The organism is Desulforhopalus singaporensis (genome assembly GCF_900104445.1).
GTDB classification, from domain to species: domain Bacteria; phylum Desulfobacterota; class Desulfobulbia; order Desulfobulbales; family Desulfocapsaceae; genus Desulforhopalus_A; species Desulforhopalus_A singaporensis.
Map to the genome: position 1 here is coordinate 199,947 of NZ_FNJI01000005.1, position 13,831 is coordinate 213,777.

Consider the following 13,831-nt stretch of genomic DNA (forward strand, 5'->3'; position numbering starts at 1 on the left):
AGGATACGTCATCCTGCATGGTTACTTAAATCATTCTTCTTTTTAGATTCTTTGTCAAGCAAGAAGTAGCGGTGGCAACAAAAGCTGGAAAATTAGCAGGTGCAAACGTAATGCTCTGGATTTTCACAAGTTATAGCTCAGTTGTACAACCGGCAAGACACATCTTGCCTGGGGAAAAAAAGTAAGATATAGATAGGTCTGTGTGTTATTTAGAACCCGCCACTGGTGCATAAGCCGGTGCATAAACGCAAAGCCGGCGTAATGGTCGATCCGGTGCTAGATTTAGGAGATATTTCGGTATGCGAATCATTCCTCTTTTATTCACTCTATTTTTCTCTCTTCTCTGCTTTGTTCAGCCGCTTTGGGCGGAGGACAGCGGCCAGCTTTACCGCCTGGTTTTTGCAAAGTTCGATAAAAACTCAATAGGTAAGTACGGATTTCTGGGCGACAGTATTGAAAACATGCTCATGAGTCGTCTTGCGTCGAGGGATCGCATCCAGGTAATCGATACGGTGCTCAGCAAACAGGACCTCGCCCAGCTCAAAGAGAGAAAACTGGCAGGTCTGTTTCCGGCAGACGATGATTCCTCGAACTTTCTCGTTACGGGCGGGGTTTTTGAGACGGTCTCCGGGCTTACCGTCAACATAACACTGTATCCGCTGAGCGGTGACCGGGATGAACAAAATTATACGGTCAACTCCTTGACGGAAAAAGAGATAATAAGCGATATAGAACGACTGGCATCGAAAATTGCCGCAGAGAGTTTTGGCTACAAGATTGTAGAGAAGGCCAAAAGTGAAAAAGGCGATCCTTCAGGTCTTTCCGGGTTCACTACCGCTCACCCCGAAGAGGCTTACAAGAGGGGGCTCTATACCGGTACTGTGGCAGGTTCCGGACGCGCGGGCTTTACGGTTGCATCAGTCGGAGTAAAAAGAAAACTGACTTTTGATAAAGAGATTACCGCACTTGCGGCGGGGGATATCGACGGCAACGGGGTGCAGGAGTTTATCGTGCTGCAGCACTCCACCCTGGAGGCTTACCGGGTGTCGGGAAGGCGGATCGTAAAGCTTGGTTCAATCGAACTGTCAAGAGATGTAAAGATTCACGCCCTTAACCTTGTCGACGTAGACGAAGACGGCACCCAGGAAATAGTTCTCAGCGCAACCAGCGGAATTGATGTCGCGTCTTTGATACTGGGCTGGCGCGAAACGAGGGGATTTGAGGTGATCGCCGACTATATCCGCTGGTATCTGCGACCCGTCGACATTCCAGGAGAAGGTGTACGTCTGTGCGGACAGCGCCGCGGGACCGAGAGGCTGGAGCTTGTCCGGCCGGGAATTTTTGTCATGGACGTAGCCAAAGATTTTGTCCTGAAACCGCAGCAGCAGCTGGCGTTGCCGCCAGGACTCAATCTGTTTGATTTTTCCTATGCCGATCTTGACGGTGACAATTTTTACGAAGTCGTTGCCGTGGACGGCGATGAACACTTAAGGGTATACAGCCCGTCGAACCAGCTTATGTGGGTGAGCAGTGCAAAGTTTGGCGGAAGCAAGATGTATCTGGGACCGAATACCGGCGGAGCGATCAACGAGCAGGATCGGAAAAATTTTACGGCTGACGAAGACGGCGACAGGGAACTGGTGTTTGTGCCGGCGAGGATTCTGGTGACGGACCTTGATCAAAACGGGGCTGACGAGATCGTCATCAACGAGAACAAGATGACGGCGTTTGGCTTTTTTGAAAAACTGCGCCCCTATAAATCGGGTTCCGTGGTGGGGATGGCCTGGGTCGGCGATGAACTTGTGGAAGCATGGCGTACGGGCAGTTACCGCGGATATCTGGTGGATTATGCTGTTCGTCCACCAGTCACACCACCCACTGCTGGAAGCGCCGGGAAGTCTGATAAAAACGAAGGGGCAACGCTTTTTATCGCCAACATTCCCGCCAGCGGTTCCCTCGCCGCTATTCTCCCGGGAGGCTCTCGCAGCGAGTTGGCGGTATACGACCTTGTTTTTTCACAAAAGGTGGCAGAATAACGAAGAAAATAGCAAAAGTATAAAAAATTATACTGCCGGGTAAAAAAATCTTGACAAAGAATGGAGCCACGTATACTGTTCAGCGAATGGTTTTATGTCTTTAGCCTTTGCTGGTCGCATATTGACCGGGCATCAGCGCTTTTGACAGAGGGTAGAGATAAAGCAATCCCACAAGGGATAAAAAAATCACAGGAGAAACGAAAATGAAGAAGATCATCGCTTCAACTTTAGGCTTGATGATGGTTGGTGGTGTAGCAGCTACGACCGCATCTGCAGTGGAAAATCAATTCGGCGGCTACTGGCGTACCCGCGCTTTCGTTCAGGACGAATTTGCTCAGGACGGCGAAAGCTACGGACGCATCGACAATCGTACCCGTCTCTACTACACCGCAAAATTCAACGACAACTTCAAATTCGTAAACAAGTTCGAGATCGACTCCAACTGGGGTAGCGAGCCTCTTGGAGATGTCGGTTCTGACGGCATGGTGTTCGAGGTCAAGCACTCCTACGCTGATTTCACCCTCGGCAACGTTCGCACCAAGCTTGGTATCCAGGGTCACACTATCGCTCGCGGTTTCCTCTTCGACGATGACTTCTCCGGTATCGTGGTTTCTCCCAATCTCGGCAACGTTACCCCGACCCTGGGATACATCTCTGAAAAGACCGAAGACGGTGGTGGATATGACTACACCGAAGGTATCGCCTTCCTCCAGGTTGGCGTACAGGTAAGTGACAACTTCAACCTCACCCCGTACTTTGTATACTACTCAGCTGACGAAGGCACCTCCGTAGATGACGAAGGCGTGGTATCTCTTGCAGGCGATTGGGATTCCTACTATCTCGGTGCTGACTTTGACATGAAGATGGACGCAGCCAGCGTATGGGGTACTCTTATCTATAACGGCGGCGACTACGGTGATGACGACATCAGCGCGTTCCTCGGTGCCTTGGGTGTTGATGCAGGTATTGCACACGGCCAGGTCTTCTACGCAACCGGCGACGATGATGCCGCCGACGGCGACATGGAAGCATTCTTCAATCCTGTAGGTCGTTCCTACTACTGGTCTGAGATCATGGGTTACGGTGTTTTCGATAATAACGTTTCTGCCAACGCTCCTGGTGACGGAATCAGCAATGTTCTCGCAGTTAACGCTGGCGTAACCGTTAAGCCTGCCGACAAGCTGACCCTTTCTGCAGACCTCTGGTACGCGATGCTTGCTGAAGACAACGCAGCCGGTGAAGATGAGCTCGGTTTTGAGGTTGACGGTAAACTCACCTACGCGCTTATGGACAACCTGAATCTTGATGCAGTTCTCGCATACCTCGCAGCTGGCGATGCTACCGGTGACGACGACGTATTCGAAGGCGGTGTACGCGTATCTCTGAGCTTCTAATAAAGAGACAGCGTCATCCAGTAGAATAGTTCAGTATAAAAGCCCGGTGGAGGAAACTCCACCGGGCTTTTTTCATTGTTTACCTCGGGGTGTTGACAAGAGTATCTTCATGCGCTGGCCAATTCTTTTTTTTGTCATGACCGGAGTGTTTCTCTCCACTCTGGATAGCGGCATGATCAATGTGGCACTGCCCACCATTACCCGTTCGCTCAAGCTCGATCTGGAGCAGAGTGAGATCATTGTAACCGTCTATCTGCTGACCATTACCGCCACGCTGGTGTTCTGGGGGATGATCGGTGACCGGGTAGGACGGCGTAATATATATATCGGCGGAATGGGGATTTTCGGAGTCGGAGCGTTCTGCTGTTTCGTGTCGACTACCTTTTCTTTTCTTGTGTTCAGCCGTTTTTTTCAGGCGATCGGGGCGTCGATGATGATGTCGTCCGGGCCGGCCATCCTGAAGGAAACCTTTCCTCCCAATTATCTCGGACGGAGCCTTGGATTGGTTGGCATTGCCACGGCCTGTGGCCTGCTGAGCGGCCCATATGTCAGCGGCCAGCTGCTATTAGTGTATGGCTGGCGGGCTGTTTTCCTGGTCTCAATGGCTATTGCCGCCCTGGTTTTCGGGGTCGGTGTCCTGGTGATGTACAGGCGATTGCCCGGTGCCAAGGCGGGAAGTGTCAACGGCTGCGACTGGCTTGGCGGCGTGCTCTGGGCAGCTGTCGCCGTCGTGCTGATATCTCTTTTCAACAAGGCGGGTGAACGCATCGGTCCTGGGGTTGTAATTCTTGCTGGGATGGTTGTCCTGCTCGGCAGCCTGTTTGTCATCCGGCAGCAGCGGTGTGTCAATCCGATTGTACCGCCTGAAATATTCTCCAGCAGAAAATACTGGCCGGCCGTGGTCAGTGCCGCGGTATCGTTTGCGGTGCTTTTTTCGGTGTTGATACTGATGCCGTTTTATCTCGAATATCTGTTGCAGGTGCCTGTGGACACCGTTGGGAAAATGATGATGGCGGTTCCGGCAACGCTTATGGTTCTCTCCCCGACCGCAGGATTTGTATATGACAAGATCGGCGCCAGAATTCCAACCACTTTTGGACTTTTTATCAGCTTTTGCGCAATGGTTCTCGTCTCCAGGCTGACCGACACCAGCAGCCTGACGGAAGTTGCCCTTATCCTTGCCATGCTGGGTGCTGGCCAGTCAATCTTCCTGTCGCCCAACAGCGCTTCGGTGTTGTCAAAAGTTGATGATTCTTTTTCCGGTACTACCGCGGGGATTCTCGCGACCGCAAGAAACTTCGGGATGGTGAGCGGGGCTACCGTTGGCGCAACGCTCTTTGCCTCGTTGTACGCAAAATACAGCGGCGGCAAGATGCTTACCGATTTCAACCCGGCCAACCGTCCGGATTTCCTCCATGCTTTTCAGACATCTTTTTTGCTGCTAGCTGCTCTTGCGCTGTTCGGGGTGGTTGTTTCCCTGTTGCGCCGGTAGTATTGGCAGAGTGACTGTCGCGACAGTTCCGCCCCCCGGACTGTTGGCGATGGAAAAGACACCCTTGTGCGCCTTGATGATCTGGTCAACAAGGGAGAGGCCCATTCCGTTACCGGTGGCTTTGGTGGTAAACAGAGGATCAGTTACCAGTTGAAGATGCTCCTTGGCGATACCTTGTCCGGTATCGGTGATAAAAAATGAGACGTGGTCCGGCTGTTCCGTCGCCTGTATGGTAAGTGTCCCTCCCTGGTGCATGGCCTCAATGCTGTTTTTGACAATATGCATGACGACCTGTCGTATTTTATATTCATCAATCACAATCACGGGTCCGGGTTCGTCAAGACCGACCTGGGTCTCAATGTCGTGTTCGTGAAAGGCGGTGTAGAAAAACATTAAAGTTTTTCTGATCAGCGGAAAAAGGGCGCAGCGGGTAAGCGTCAGCTTGGTGTCAACTGCAAAGGTGAACAGATAGTTGAGGGTCTGCTCTATCTTATCGGTTTCCTCGGTAATTATTTCCAGAAACTTCAAGGTATATTCATCGTCGGTTTTTCTGGTGAGCAAACGAGCTGTGCCGCCGATTGAGGTGAGGGGATTGCGGATTCGGTGCAGCAGCTTTGAAGAAATCTTCCCGAGAGTGGAATCCCGCTCTGAAGCAACCAGAAGGTCGCGGCTTTTTTCCAGCTCCAGGGTTACCGATTCAAGCGCCGAGATTTTCTCGGACATCTTCTGGTAGAGAAAGCTGTGCTCAATGGCAAGACTAGCCTGACTGGCAAAAATTTCAAGATCGAAGATATCGCTCTGTTTCAGCGGTATCTCGGTACCGTGGTTGTCGACAATGATGACGCCGAAAAACTGACTTGAGGAAAACAGCGGAAGAACAAAAAAGGAAGATAGGTTTAACTGTTCAAGAAATTTTTTGGGAATGTGGCTGCCGGGATGTCTGCCGTTTTTAACAAAGACCGGCCTCTGAGTCTTGATAACATGGCAAAGGATATGGTCGGCCGCAAGCTTTTCTATATCGAGCTGGCCGATACTGCCGTATTTTTTTCCATCATCTTCCGGCTCCTCATCGGAAAGGGTCTGCAGTATCACATCCAGGTTGAGAGGGGGGTGCCCGACCTTCTGGTCAAGGGGAGCCTCAACCTCCATTTTCCCCTCAAATATTCCGGTGGAGGAGTCGTACGACAACAGCCGGGCTCTGTTGAAATGCAGGCCGTCTTCCGCCGTTATGACCAGCAGGATGGTCCAGAGGATTTTCTCCAGCTCGAAGAGGTTGAGGTAAGCTGTGTTCAGTTTCAGGTTGAGCTGATGGAGGAATCGCAGCCTGGCGTTGGTTATCTGCAGCTCTTTCTGATAGGTCTTGTAGTTGATGGCAAGCCGCCTCTTTTTGAGGGTGTTCTGGACGGTGTGGCTGAACGGCTTGAACGCCAGCGGCTTGGTCAGGTAGTCGTCCGCTCCTTCCCGTAAACAGTGAAGGGCAATCTCCAGGTCGGCGGTCCCGGTGACCATGATGATGCCGAGATCGGGATATGCGGGTGCGGTCTCCTTGAGAACCTCGGCGCCGTTTTTATCCGGTAATTCTATGTCGAGGATAAGAAGGGCTATGTCGTGGGATTCAAACAGTTTTTTTAGTTCACCCGCTGTTTTGGCATGGACGACGTTAAAGCCGCCGCTTTGCAGGTAATGGGTGAGCAGCAGCTGGATATCCGGGGAGTCGTCGACTACAGCGACCACTTCTCCGGCAGAGAGCAGGTCTGCGGCTGGTATTGCAGTACTCTTGGTCGAGAGCAGTTCTACCATGGTTCAGTCACGTTAAGGGGAATTTTTCGGCTCAATCAATTATATCTTTTCCACATCCGATGGAAACAAAAAATGTGGCAGTTCTCTCCATATTTTAGCCGATGTTTCGGAAAATAATAATGATATGGTCTTATGGTTCCGATTTTACTTGGAACCAGCGTTATGTTCCAATATGATTGTGACCACTAAAATACAAAGACCCAGCAAAAGGCGATGACTTGGCCCGGAGGCAACAGCAGGAGATGGAGTTGGAAGATATTTTTTTAAAGGGAGGATTGTTGGCGAACCACTTCAGCCGATTTGAAGAGCGGCAGGGACAACTCGCCATGGCCCGGATGGTCGGCTGTGCCCTTGGCAGAGAAGAGGCGTGCGACGAAAACCAGCCCCCTCATCTCGTCGTCATCGAGGCGGAAACCGGCATAGGTAAAACCCTTGCCTATCTCGTACCCGCTCTGCTTTCCGGGAAAAAGGTCGTGATCTCCACCGCGACCCTTAATCTTCAGGACCAGATAGTGGACAAGGACCTGCCGCTGGTGGAGACTTTGCTTGAACGTTCGGCCAAGGCTCTGTGCATGAAAGGCAGGGAAAATTACATCTGCCTTTACCGGTGGTTCCAGCTCCGGGCCACACCCCAGCTGTTTTTAAGCGATGATCCCGATCTTGAAAAGATCGACCGGTGGCTTGAAAAAACGACCACCGGAGACCGGGCGGAGCTTGAGTTCCTCAATGAGTATTCTCCCCTGTGGAGCCGAATTTCGGCCCGGTCAACCCATTGTCTCGGCGGCGATTGCCCGGAGCTGTCCTCTTGCTTTATCACCAGGCTGCGTAAAAAAGCTGGCGCGGCGCAGATGCTCATCGTTAACCATCACCTCTTTTTCTCCGACCTGGCGCTTAAAAACAGTGGCTACGGCGATCTCCTTCCCGGTTACCAGGCGGTGATCTTCGATGAGGCGCACCATGTGGAAAATGTCGTCAGTACCTTTTTCGGCAAGAGATTCAGCCATTTTCAACTCATCGACCTAGTAGCGGATATAGAACATCAGGCACAACAGCAGCTGAACCCGGACGTTGTTGATGAACTGCTGCCAAGTCTATCGGGGTTGCGGGTGAGAGCGGAGCAGTTCACGTCCGTTTTTGAAGGGGCAACCGGACGTTTTCCCCTGGACGGTTTAATAGACCGGGTGACGGCTGATGTCTGGCGCGAAAATGTTGAACTGCTGCTGACGGGTATCGCCAGGGTAGGGGACAAACTCGGACGCTACACTCAATATGGAGAGAGCTGGGCGGGGTTGGTAAAAAGAGCTGAAGAGTTGGAGCAGAACCTTCGCCATATTGCTCTTGAGGTTGGTCCAGAAGACGCCTCGTTCGTGAGATGGTATGAAAAAAGAGAGAAAGCGGTAGTGTTGTCGACGACCCCTCTGGAGGTTGCCCCGGTTCTCCACGAGGTGCTCTACAGCAACGTTGAGACCTGTATCCTCACCTCGGCAACCCTGTCTACCGGTGGGTCGTTCTCCTACATGAAAGACCGGTTGGGACTGGATGAGCAGACCAGGTTTGCGCAGTTTTCCTCACCTTTTGATTATGCGCACCACTCTCTTCTTTATATACCCGGAGCAGGGTTTCCGCTCCCCAATGAAGAAAATTACCGTTCCATGCTTGCTCTGACTATTACCGAGATACTCCGCCTGACAAGGGGCAGGGCACTTATCCTCTGTACCAGTTTCAAGGCAATGGATGAACTGGCCGATGTCCTGCGCAGCAATATCGAGTATACTGTGCTGGTCCAGGGCGAGCAGTCAAAAAAATCCCTGCTCGCCCGGTTTCGCAAGGAAAAGGAGTCGGTGCTGGTGGCGGTGGCAAGCTTCTGGGAAGGTGTTGATATCGCCGGAGAGTCCCTGAGCTGCGTAATTATCGACAAACTGCCGTTTGAAGTACCCAGTGACCCGGTGTTGAAGGCCAGGATTGAACAGATAAAAAGCAGCGGCCGGAATCCCTTTTTCACTTTTCAGGTCCCAAGGGCCGTTCTCTCTCTTCGGCAGGGGGTCGGCAGGCTTATGCGTGCTGCCTCGGACAGGGGGGTGATCGCAATTATGGATGTCCGGCTTCGGCGCAAAAGCTATGGCTCGACTTTTCTCAAAAGTCTGCCGCCGTCACCGGTCACCGAGAAGATGGAAGATATTGAGACATTTTTCGATGGTGCAACAAACCAATAGTACACTTTTATGTTGGAGTATTAATGGATAATCAACAACTAATGGCAGGACTGCTGGAACAGGTCAAGGGTGAGGCGGCGAAAATAGATCGATGCATGCGCCAGGACCAAGCGCTGTTTGGCCCTGATATCGACGAGCTGTTGTCAGCGGTGCTGGAGTATGGTCTTTTCAACGGCGGTAAGCGCATCAGACCGTTTCTGACGGTTCTTGCCGGCCGTCTCTGCACCGTGGAAAATGAGCGGATTTACCAGCTGGGCATCGCTTTTGAGTATCTTCATGCCGCGACACTTTTCCATGACGATATCATCGACGGGTCGGCAACCAGGCGGGGCAAGCTCTCGGTGCACAAGAAATTCGGGGTTGTCTCCGCCATTCTCGCCGGGGATTTCCTCCATGCCCATGCGATGGATATAGTCGGCCAAATGGCGGGTAAAGATGGGCTCGCCAGCTTCTGCAGGGCCACCAAGGGTATGGCCGAGGGCGAATTTATGCAGCTCAGAAACGCTCAAAAACACAATTTATCAGAACTTGATTATTACAACGCCATAATGGGGAAAACCGGACTGCTTATTGCGGCCGCCTGCGAGGTTGGCGCCATGTTCGGTGGAGGAAATGGCGACCAGGTAAAGGCGTTGAAAAGTTATGGTGAAAATCTCGGCTGCGCCTTTCAGGTGACCGATGATTTGCTGGACTACCTCGGTAACCCTGAAAAAACGGGAAAGGCTGTGGGTAATGACCTGGCCGAGGGAAAGATGACCCTGCCTCTGATTCTGGCAATTGACCGGGCCGGAACTGACGACCGCAACCGTCTGCTTACAATCATCTCCAGTGAGGAGATACGGCGTGACGGACTCCTGGAGACTGTCGAGCTGATCGACCGCTATGACGGTTTTGTCACCGCCAGGCAACAGGCTGAGGATGCGTCGCGCCGGGCCGTGGACAACCTGCGGATATTTACTTCACCACGGATGGAAAAAGAGAAAATGGTTCTGGAGTCTCTTGCCAGCTATGTGGTAATGCGTGAAAAATAACAAAAGAGGCGGGGGAAAAAATCCAGATCTGCCGCTCAGAAAATAAGGGGATATCGGCTTTATGGTCGCCAGGCGTAGCAACAGCAGAAGGGGCAAAAAAGTAAAACAACAGAGCTGGATAAAGGTGAATTTGAGCCGTATTCTGGCAGGCCTTGCGTTGTTTGCGCTGCTTGTTGTCACCGTCGGTACGGTTGGCTATGTGATTTTCTTCCGCACGGTTTTCGCCTGAGAAAAAGCTGGTGCAGCAGCAACGGGTGGAATTGCCCGCATATCAGCAAGCCGGTCGGTTGCAACCATATGCGGGCAGAAAAATCTGGGCCAGGTGCACCTGGCCCGTTAACAGCTTCTAACAACTTCAGGTCAATGCTTGAAAGAACGCTGGCCGGTAAACATCATAGCAACCGGCGGGTCCGCCTCATTGCACGCCTCGATAGTTTCAAAATCACGCATGGAACCGCCCGCCTGCAGGATTGCCGACACCCCCTGAGCGATTCCCACATCTGCGCCGTCCCTGAACGGGAAGAAAGCATCGGAAATCATTACCGATCCGGGAAGGTCAGCGCGCTCCCTGGCAACCCGCTCGTCTATGAGATCTTTCTCCGCCCGGTCACGCTCATTTCTTGAGATTGCAAGTTCCAGGTCAGCGTAACCTATTCCGTGGGTGTCAAAACAGAGTATGTCGGCATATTTTATATACGCTTTATGAACAGCTATCTCCGCCACCCCGACGCGATCCTGCTCGCCGGTTCCAATACCCACTGTTGCCCCGTCTTTTACATAGAGTACGGAATTTGAGGTCACCCCGTGCTCAACGGCCCAGCCGAAGATCATATCGTCTATCTCGCGCTTGGTCGGCTGGCGCTTGCAGCTGTAGTCGTTACCCTTCCAGGAAGCGGTGGCGGGGCTCAGGTCGTCCAGGGAACGGATGGAGTTGACTGCGGATTGCTGAACGATAATGCCGCCATCAATGAGGCTCTTGAAATCGACAAAACGATATTTTTCAAAATCAACAAGCCGGTCGATGCCAGCTATCTTGATAATACGAAGGTTGGCTCGTCTGCTCAGGATTTCAAGACTGCCTTCTTCAAATTCGGGGGCACAGACGACCTCGAGATAGTTTTGTGACAGCAGCTCTGCTGTTTCTTTGTCACATGGGCGGCTGAGCACCACCGCACCGCCGAATGCGGCGATACGATCGGACCTGAGGGCCTTGTTGAACGCTGTTGCGAGGTCATCGCCGTAAGCCGCCCCGCACGGGTTATTGTGCTTGAGAATGACCGCCGACGGTTTGTCTACCAGGTATTTGATGATATTAAGGCCGTTGTCTATGTCGGTCAGGTTGATTTTGCCGGGATGTTTGCCGACCTGGAGCATATCTTCCACCTTGATGGCGGAGACCAGTCCGTTTCCTGGCTCTATGAATCTGCAGTCGCCTAGAACCAGGTTGCCGTTGACAAGCTCGTAGAGTGCGGCTTCCTGGTCCGGGTTTTCTCCATAGCGGATGCCACGCTCGTCTGTCGAACCGTCGCTCTGGGGGATCGCCCAGGTGCGTTTACGGTAGACAAGTTTCTGATCGCCAAAAGAGATGGTCATCTCATGGGGAAAGGAGTCGCCCAGGATGGTCGAATACATTTTTTTCAAATCACTCATAATTTTTTCCTCAACTTTTCTGGGGCGGTGCCAAATAAAAACCGCCGGTTGATCAGGAGATTATTTGCTTTGTCAGGGGCGGAATTCGCGCTCCATCGTCAATGGTTATGTTTTCCAGGTAGCATCCGGCGCCAATGAAGACATTGTCGCCGACAATGCAGTTTTTCAACACACTGCCCTGTTCTATGGTGGTGCAATGACCGATATGACTGGACCCGGAGATATGAACGCAGGGTTCAACAATTGTATCTGCCATCACCGTAGATTCTAAAGAGATGCGGGTGGTCTCCGGGGAGATAAAAGAGACGCCGTCATCCATGAGTGTCATGTTTCTTCGCAGCTGTAACTCCCGCTGGGCTTCTGCGAGCTCACGACGTGAGTTTACCCCGAGAACATCTTTCGGGTCAACAACGGTAAATCTGCCCACCTGTAATTTATCGTCAACGAAAATTTTGACAATATCGGTCAGGTAAATCTCGCCCTGTGCGTTGTCGCTGGAGACGTTTTTGAGCGCGCGAAACAACAGTTCTGCCCTGACGCAGTAGATACCTCCGTTGATTTCCGTAATTTTTCGCTGCTCCTCGGTGGCGTCTTTCTCCTCGATTATCCCGGAGATATTACCGTTAAAATCAGTGACGATACGCCCGTAATTGGTGGGATCCTCAAGTTTTGTGGTCAGCAGGGTGAGATCGTTTCCGCATTCGGTATGAATCCGGTGCAGCTGCGACAGTGTCTGCGGCCTGATAAGAGGAGTGTCTCCGCAGAGAATCATTATATCCCGCTGGCGATCATCAACCAGATCCTCTGCAGCCAATACCGCATGGCCGGTCCCAAGCTGTCTCTGCTGTTCGGCAAATTCGACCCGGTACTGCCTGAGCTGCTCACGCACACTTTGATGTTGATGACCTACTACAATAATGACCTGCCCAGGGGTAAGCCCCAGGACGCTTTCAATTACATGGCCGACCATTGGCCGGAAAAACAGCGGATGAAGGACTTTGGCCATCCGTGACTTCATTCTCGTTCCTTTGCCGGCGGCGAGAATAATCGCGGTTAATGCTTTGTTGTTCATGGAATAAAGACGGTTGAATCAGTTGTGGTTAAGCGGTGCACCATAATTTGCGACACCGTTTTTGGCGCATCAAAGAGGCCAATAGTAGCACACTGCATCACTATATCAAAGAGCAATATATGCCAGACTACAGCAGATATTCTCATTTTATTCTAATGGTAACCGAACATTTGCCGGGTAAGGTCATGTTCAAACCTGATTATTACGGGTCAGAAAAAAAACGTATCTGAAAGTTGCAGCCGACAATATCTGGAAAATGTCATAGAACGAGAGGACATTATGGGAACCATGGATGTATCCGGTGGATATCTCCCACTGGAAAGCGAACGATACATGAACGAGGACCAGCTGCGATATTTTAAAATGGTGCTGCTGGGACTACGGGTAGACCTGGTGAACAAATCTTCAACCAGCCGTAAAAACCTGCATGAGTAGGGGCTGCATCATCCGGATCCCTTCGACGTGGCATCTTCGCAGTCGGGACTGGCGATGGCCCTGGAAGCCAATCACAGAGACAGGCTGAAGCTGGCGAAAATCGACCGGGCGCTGGACCGTGTCGAACGCAGGGAATATGGGTATTGCGAGCTGACGGGAGAGGAGATAGGACTCAAAAGGCTTGTCGCCCAGCCTCTGGCGACGCTTTGCATCGAAGCTCAGGAGATGATTGAGACCAGGATGCGGTCGCATAGAGTTGTCAGGCCTGAAAAAAAACAAACAATTTTCCTTTGATATGGCAGAAAAACGGATTGAGCAGGAATTGCCGGGGCTGTGGTGTGGTAAGGTAACAAAAAAGCCCCGTAATGCGTTTGCATTACGGGGCTTTATATATAAAACCGGCGGCGACCTACTCTCCCACACAGTCGCCCGTGCAGTACCATCGGCGCAGAAGAGCTTAACTTCCGTGTTCGGAATGGGAACGGGTGGAGCCTCTTCGCTATGACCGCCGGAAAAATCTGTTTGTTTCCTTTAGCAGGGAAGGGGGGTGGGATTGCGACCCGCCTTCCTATAGTAACTCAGATAATCGAATAGTAGAGCAATCAGTAGAGTATTAATCAAAAAATATGGATAAGCCGCACGGCTTATTAGTATCGGTAAGCTCCACGTGTTGCCACGCTTCCACACCCGACCTATCAACGTTGTGGT

At 51.8% G+C, this 13,831-nt stretch carries 11 protein-coding genes and 2 rRNA genes; 8 read left to right on the forward strand and 5 right to left on the reverse strand.

The genetic code is table 11. The features are described 5' to 3' along the window. Positions 1 to 299 precede the first annotated feature (299 nt). The 3 genes from BLQ17_RS05020 to BLQ17_RS05030 all read left to right on the forward strand — a co-directional run bounded on the left by BLQ17_RS05020 (position 300) and on the right by BLQ17_RS05030 (position 4,922). Positions 300 to 2,036 carry an FG-GAP repeat domain-containing protein gene (locus tag BLQ17_RS05020; RefSeq protein WP_092220420.1) on the forward strand — a complete coding sequence of 579 codons (1,737 nt, stop codon included), beginning with the start codon at positions 300 to 302 and terminating at the stop codon, positions 2,034 to 2,036. Between the two features lie 275 nt (positions 2,037 to 2,311). Beyond that, positions 2,312 to 3,430 carry an alginate export family protein gene (locus tag BLQ17_RS05025; RefSeq protein WP_245694996.1) on the forward strand — a complete coding sequence of 373 codons (1,119 nt, stop codon included), beginning with the start codon at positions 2,312 to 2,314 and terminating at the stop codon, positions 3,428 to 3,430. Between the two features lie 109 nt (positions 3,431 to 3,539). After that, complete coding sequence (locus BLQ17_RS05030) at positions 3,540 to 4,922, forward strand: MFS transporter (RefSeq protein ID WP_092220424.1); 1,383 nt, start codon at positions 3,540 to 3,542, stop codon at positions 4,920 to 4,922. On the opposite strand, the gene BLQ17_RS05035 is transcribed toward BLQ17_RS05030, so the two are convergent. After that, positions 4,872 to 6,722, reverse strand: coding sequence for an ATP-binding protein (locus BLQ17_RS05035; protein ID WP_092220426.1), 1,851 nt, complete (start codon positions 6,720 to 6,722; stop codon positions 4,872 to 4,874). The two genes, BLQ17_RS05030 and BLQ17_RS05035, sit on opposite strands and share 51 nt — an antisense overlap. 248 nt (positions 6,723 to 6,970) lie before the next feature. Between BLQ17_RS05035 and BLQ17_RS05040 the strand changes: the two genes are divergently transcribed. The 3 genes from BLQ17_RS05040 (at position 6,971) to BLQ17_RS22490 (ending at position 10,195) form a co-directional block, all read left to right on the forward strand. After that, positions 6,971 to 8,935, forward strand: a complete 1,965-nt coding sequence (locus BLQ17_RS05040) for a DNA repair helicase YoaA (RefSeq protein ID WP_176761095.1) — start codon at positions 6,971 to 6,973, stop codon at positions 8,933 to 8,935. 23 nt (positions 8,936 to 8,958) lie between these two features. Then, a complete protein-coding gene (locus BLQ17_RS05045) occupies positions 8,959 to 9,966 on the forward strand; it encodes a polyprenyl synthetase family protein (RefSeq protein WP_092220430.1) in 1,008 nt (335 codons plus the stop codon). A 61-nt stretch (positions 9,967 to 10,027) separates the two neighbouring features. Next, entirely contained in the window at positions 10,028 to 10,195 is a 168-nt protein-coding gene (locus BLQ17_RS22490; RefSeq protein WP_176761096.1) for a hypothetical protein, read from the forward strand. A gap of 131 nt (positions 10,196 to 10,326) precedes the next feature. Here BLQ17_RS22490 and BLQ17_RS05050 read toward each other — a convergent pair whose 3' ends face one another. After that, positions 10,327 to 11,616 carry an IMP cyclohydrolase gene (locus BLQ17_RS05050; protein ID WP_092220432.1) on the reverse strand — a complete coding sequence of 430 codons (1,290 nt, stop codon included), beginning with the start codon at positions 11,614 to 11,616 and terminating at the stop codon, positions 10,327 to 10,329. Positions 11,617 to 11,668: 52 nt separating this feature from the next. Next, the gene (locus tag BLQ17_RS05055; protein ID WP_092220434.1) at positions 11,669 to 12,688 is read right to left on the reverse strand and encodes a bifunctional UDP-N-acetylglucosamine diphosphorylase/glucosamine-1-phosphate N-acetyltransferase GlmU; all 1,020 of its coding nucleotides are present in this window, start codon (positions 12,686 to 12,688) and stop codon (positions 11,669 to 11,671) included. 279 nt (positions 12,689 to 12,967) lie between these two features. Between BLQ17_RS05055 and BLQ17_RS22495 the strand changes: the two genes are divergently transcribed. Next, positions 12,968 to 13,123, forward strand: coding sequence for a hypothetical protein (locus tag BLQ17_RS22495; RefSeq protein WP_176761097.1), 156 nt, complete (start codon positions 12,968 to 12,970; stop codon positions 13,121 to 13,123). 27 nt (positions 13,124 to 13,150) lie between these two features. After that, a complete protein-coding gene (locus BLQ17_RS05060) occupies positions 13,151 to 13,417 on the forward strand; it encodes a TraR/DksA C4-type zinc finger protein (RefSeq protein ID WP_092220436.1) in 267 nt (88 codons plus the stop codon). A 102-nt stretch (positions 13,418 to 13,519) separates the two neighbouring features. Here the strand turns inward: BLQ17_RS05060 and rrf are convergent. Beyond that, positions 13,520 to 13,636 (reverse strand): 5S ribosomal RNA (rrf, locus tag BLQ17_RS05065). 113 nt (positions 13,637 to 13,749) lie between these two features. Continuing rightward, positions 13,750 to 13,831: ribosomal RNA gene (locus tag BLQ17_RS05070) — 23S ribosomal RNA — on the reverse strand; the annotation flags it as partial.

Bases quoted from the DNA above. Each gene is read 5' to 3' on its own strand.
- BLQ17_RS05020 (WP_092220420.1), top strand. From the start codon at position 300: ATGCGAATCATTCCTCTTTTATTCACTCTATTTTTCTCTCTTCTCTGC.
- BLQ17_RS22490 (WP_176761096.1), top strand. From the start codon at position 10,028: ATGGTCGCCAGGCGTAGCAACAGCAGAAGGGGCAAAAAAGTAAAACAA.
- BLQ17_RS05055 (WP_092220434.1), bottom strand. From the start codon at position 12,688: ATGAACAACAAAGCATTAACCGCGATTATTCTCGCCGCCGGCAAAGGA.
- BLQ17_RS05030 (WP_092220424.1), top strand. From the start codon at position 3,540: ATGCGCTGGCCAATTCTTTTTTTTGTCATGACCGGAGTGTTTCTCTCC.
- BLQ17_RS05045 (WP_092220430.1), top strand. From the start codon at position 8,959: ATGGATAATCAACAACTAATGGCAGGACTGCTGGAACAGGTCAAGGGT.
- BLQ17_RS22495 (WP_176761097.1), top strand. From the start codon at position 12,968: ATGGGAACCATGGATGTATCCGGTGGATATCTCCCACTGGAAAGCGAA.
- BLQ17_RS05035 (WP_092220426.1), bottom strand. From the start codon at position 6,722: ATGGTAGAACTGCTCTCGACCAAGAGTACTGCAATACCAGCCGCAGAC.
- BLQ17_RS05050 (WP_092220432.1), bottom strand. From the start codon at position 11,616: ATGAGTGATTTGAAAAAAATGTATTCGACCATCCTGGGCGACTCCTTT.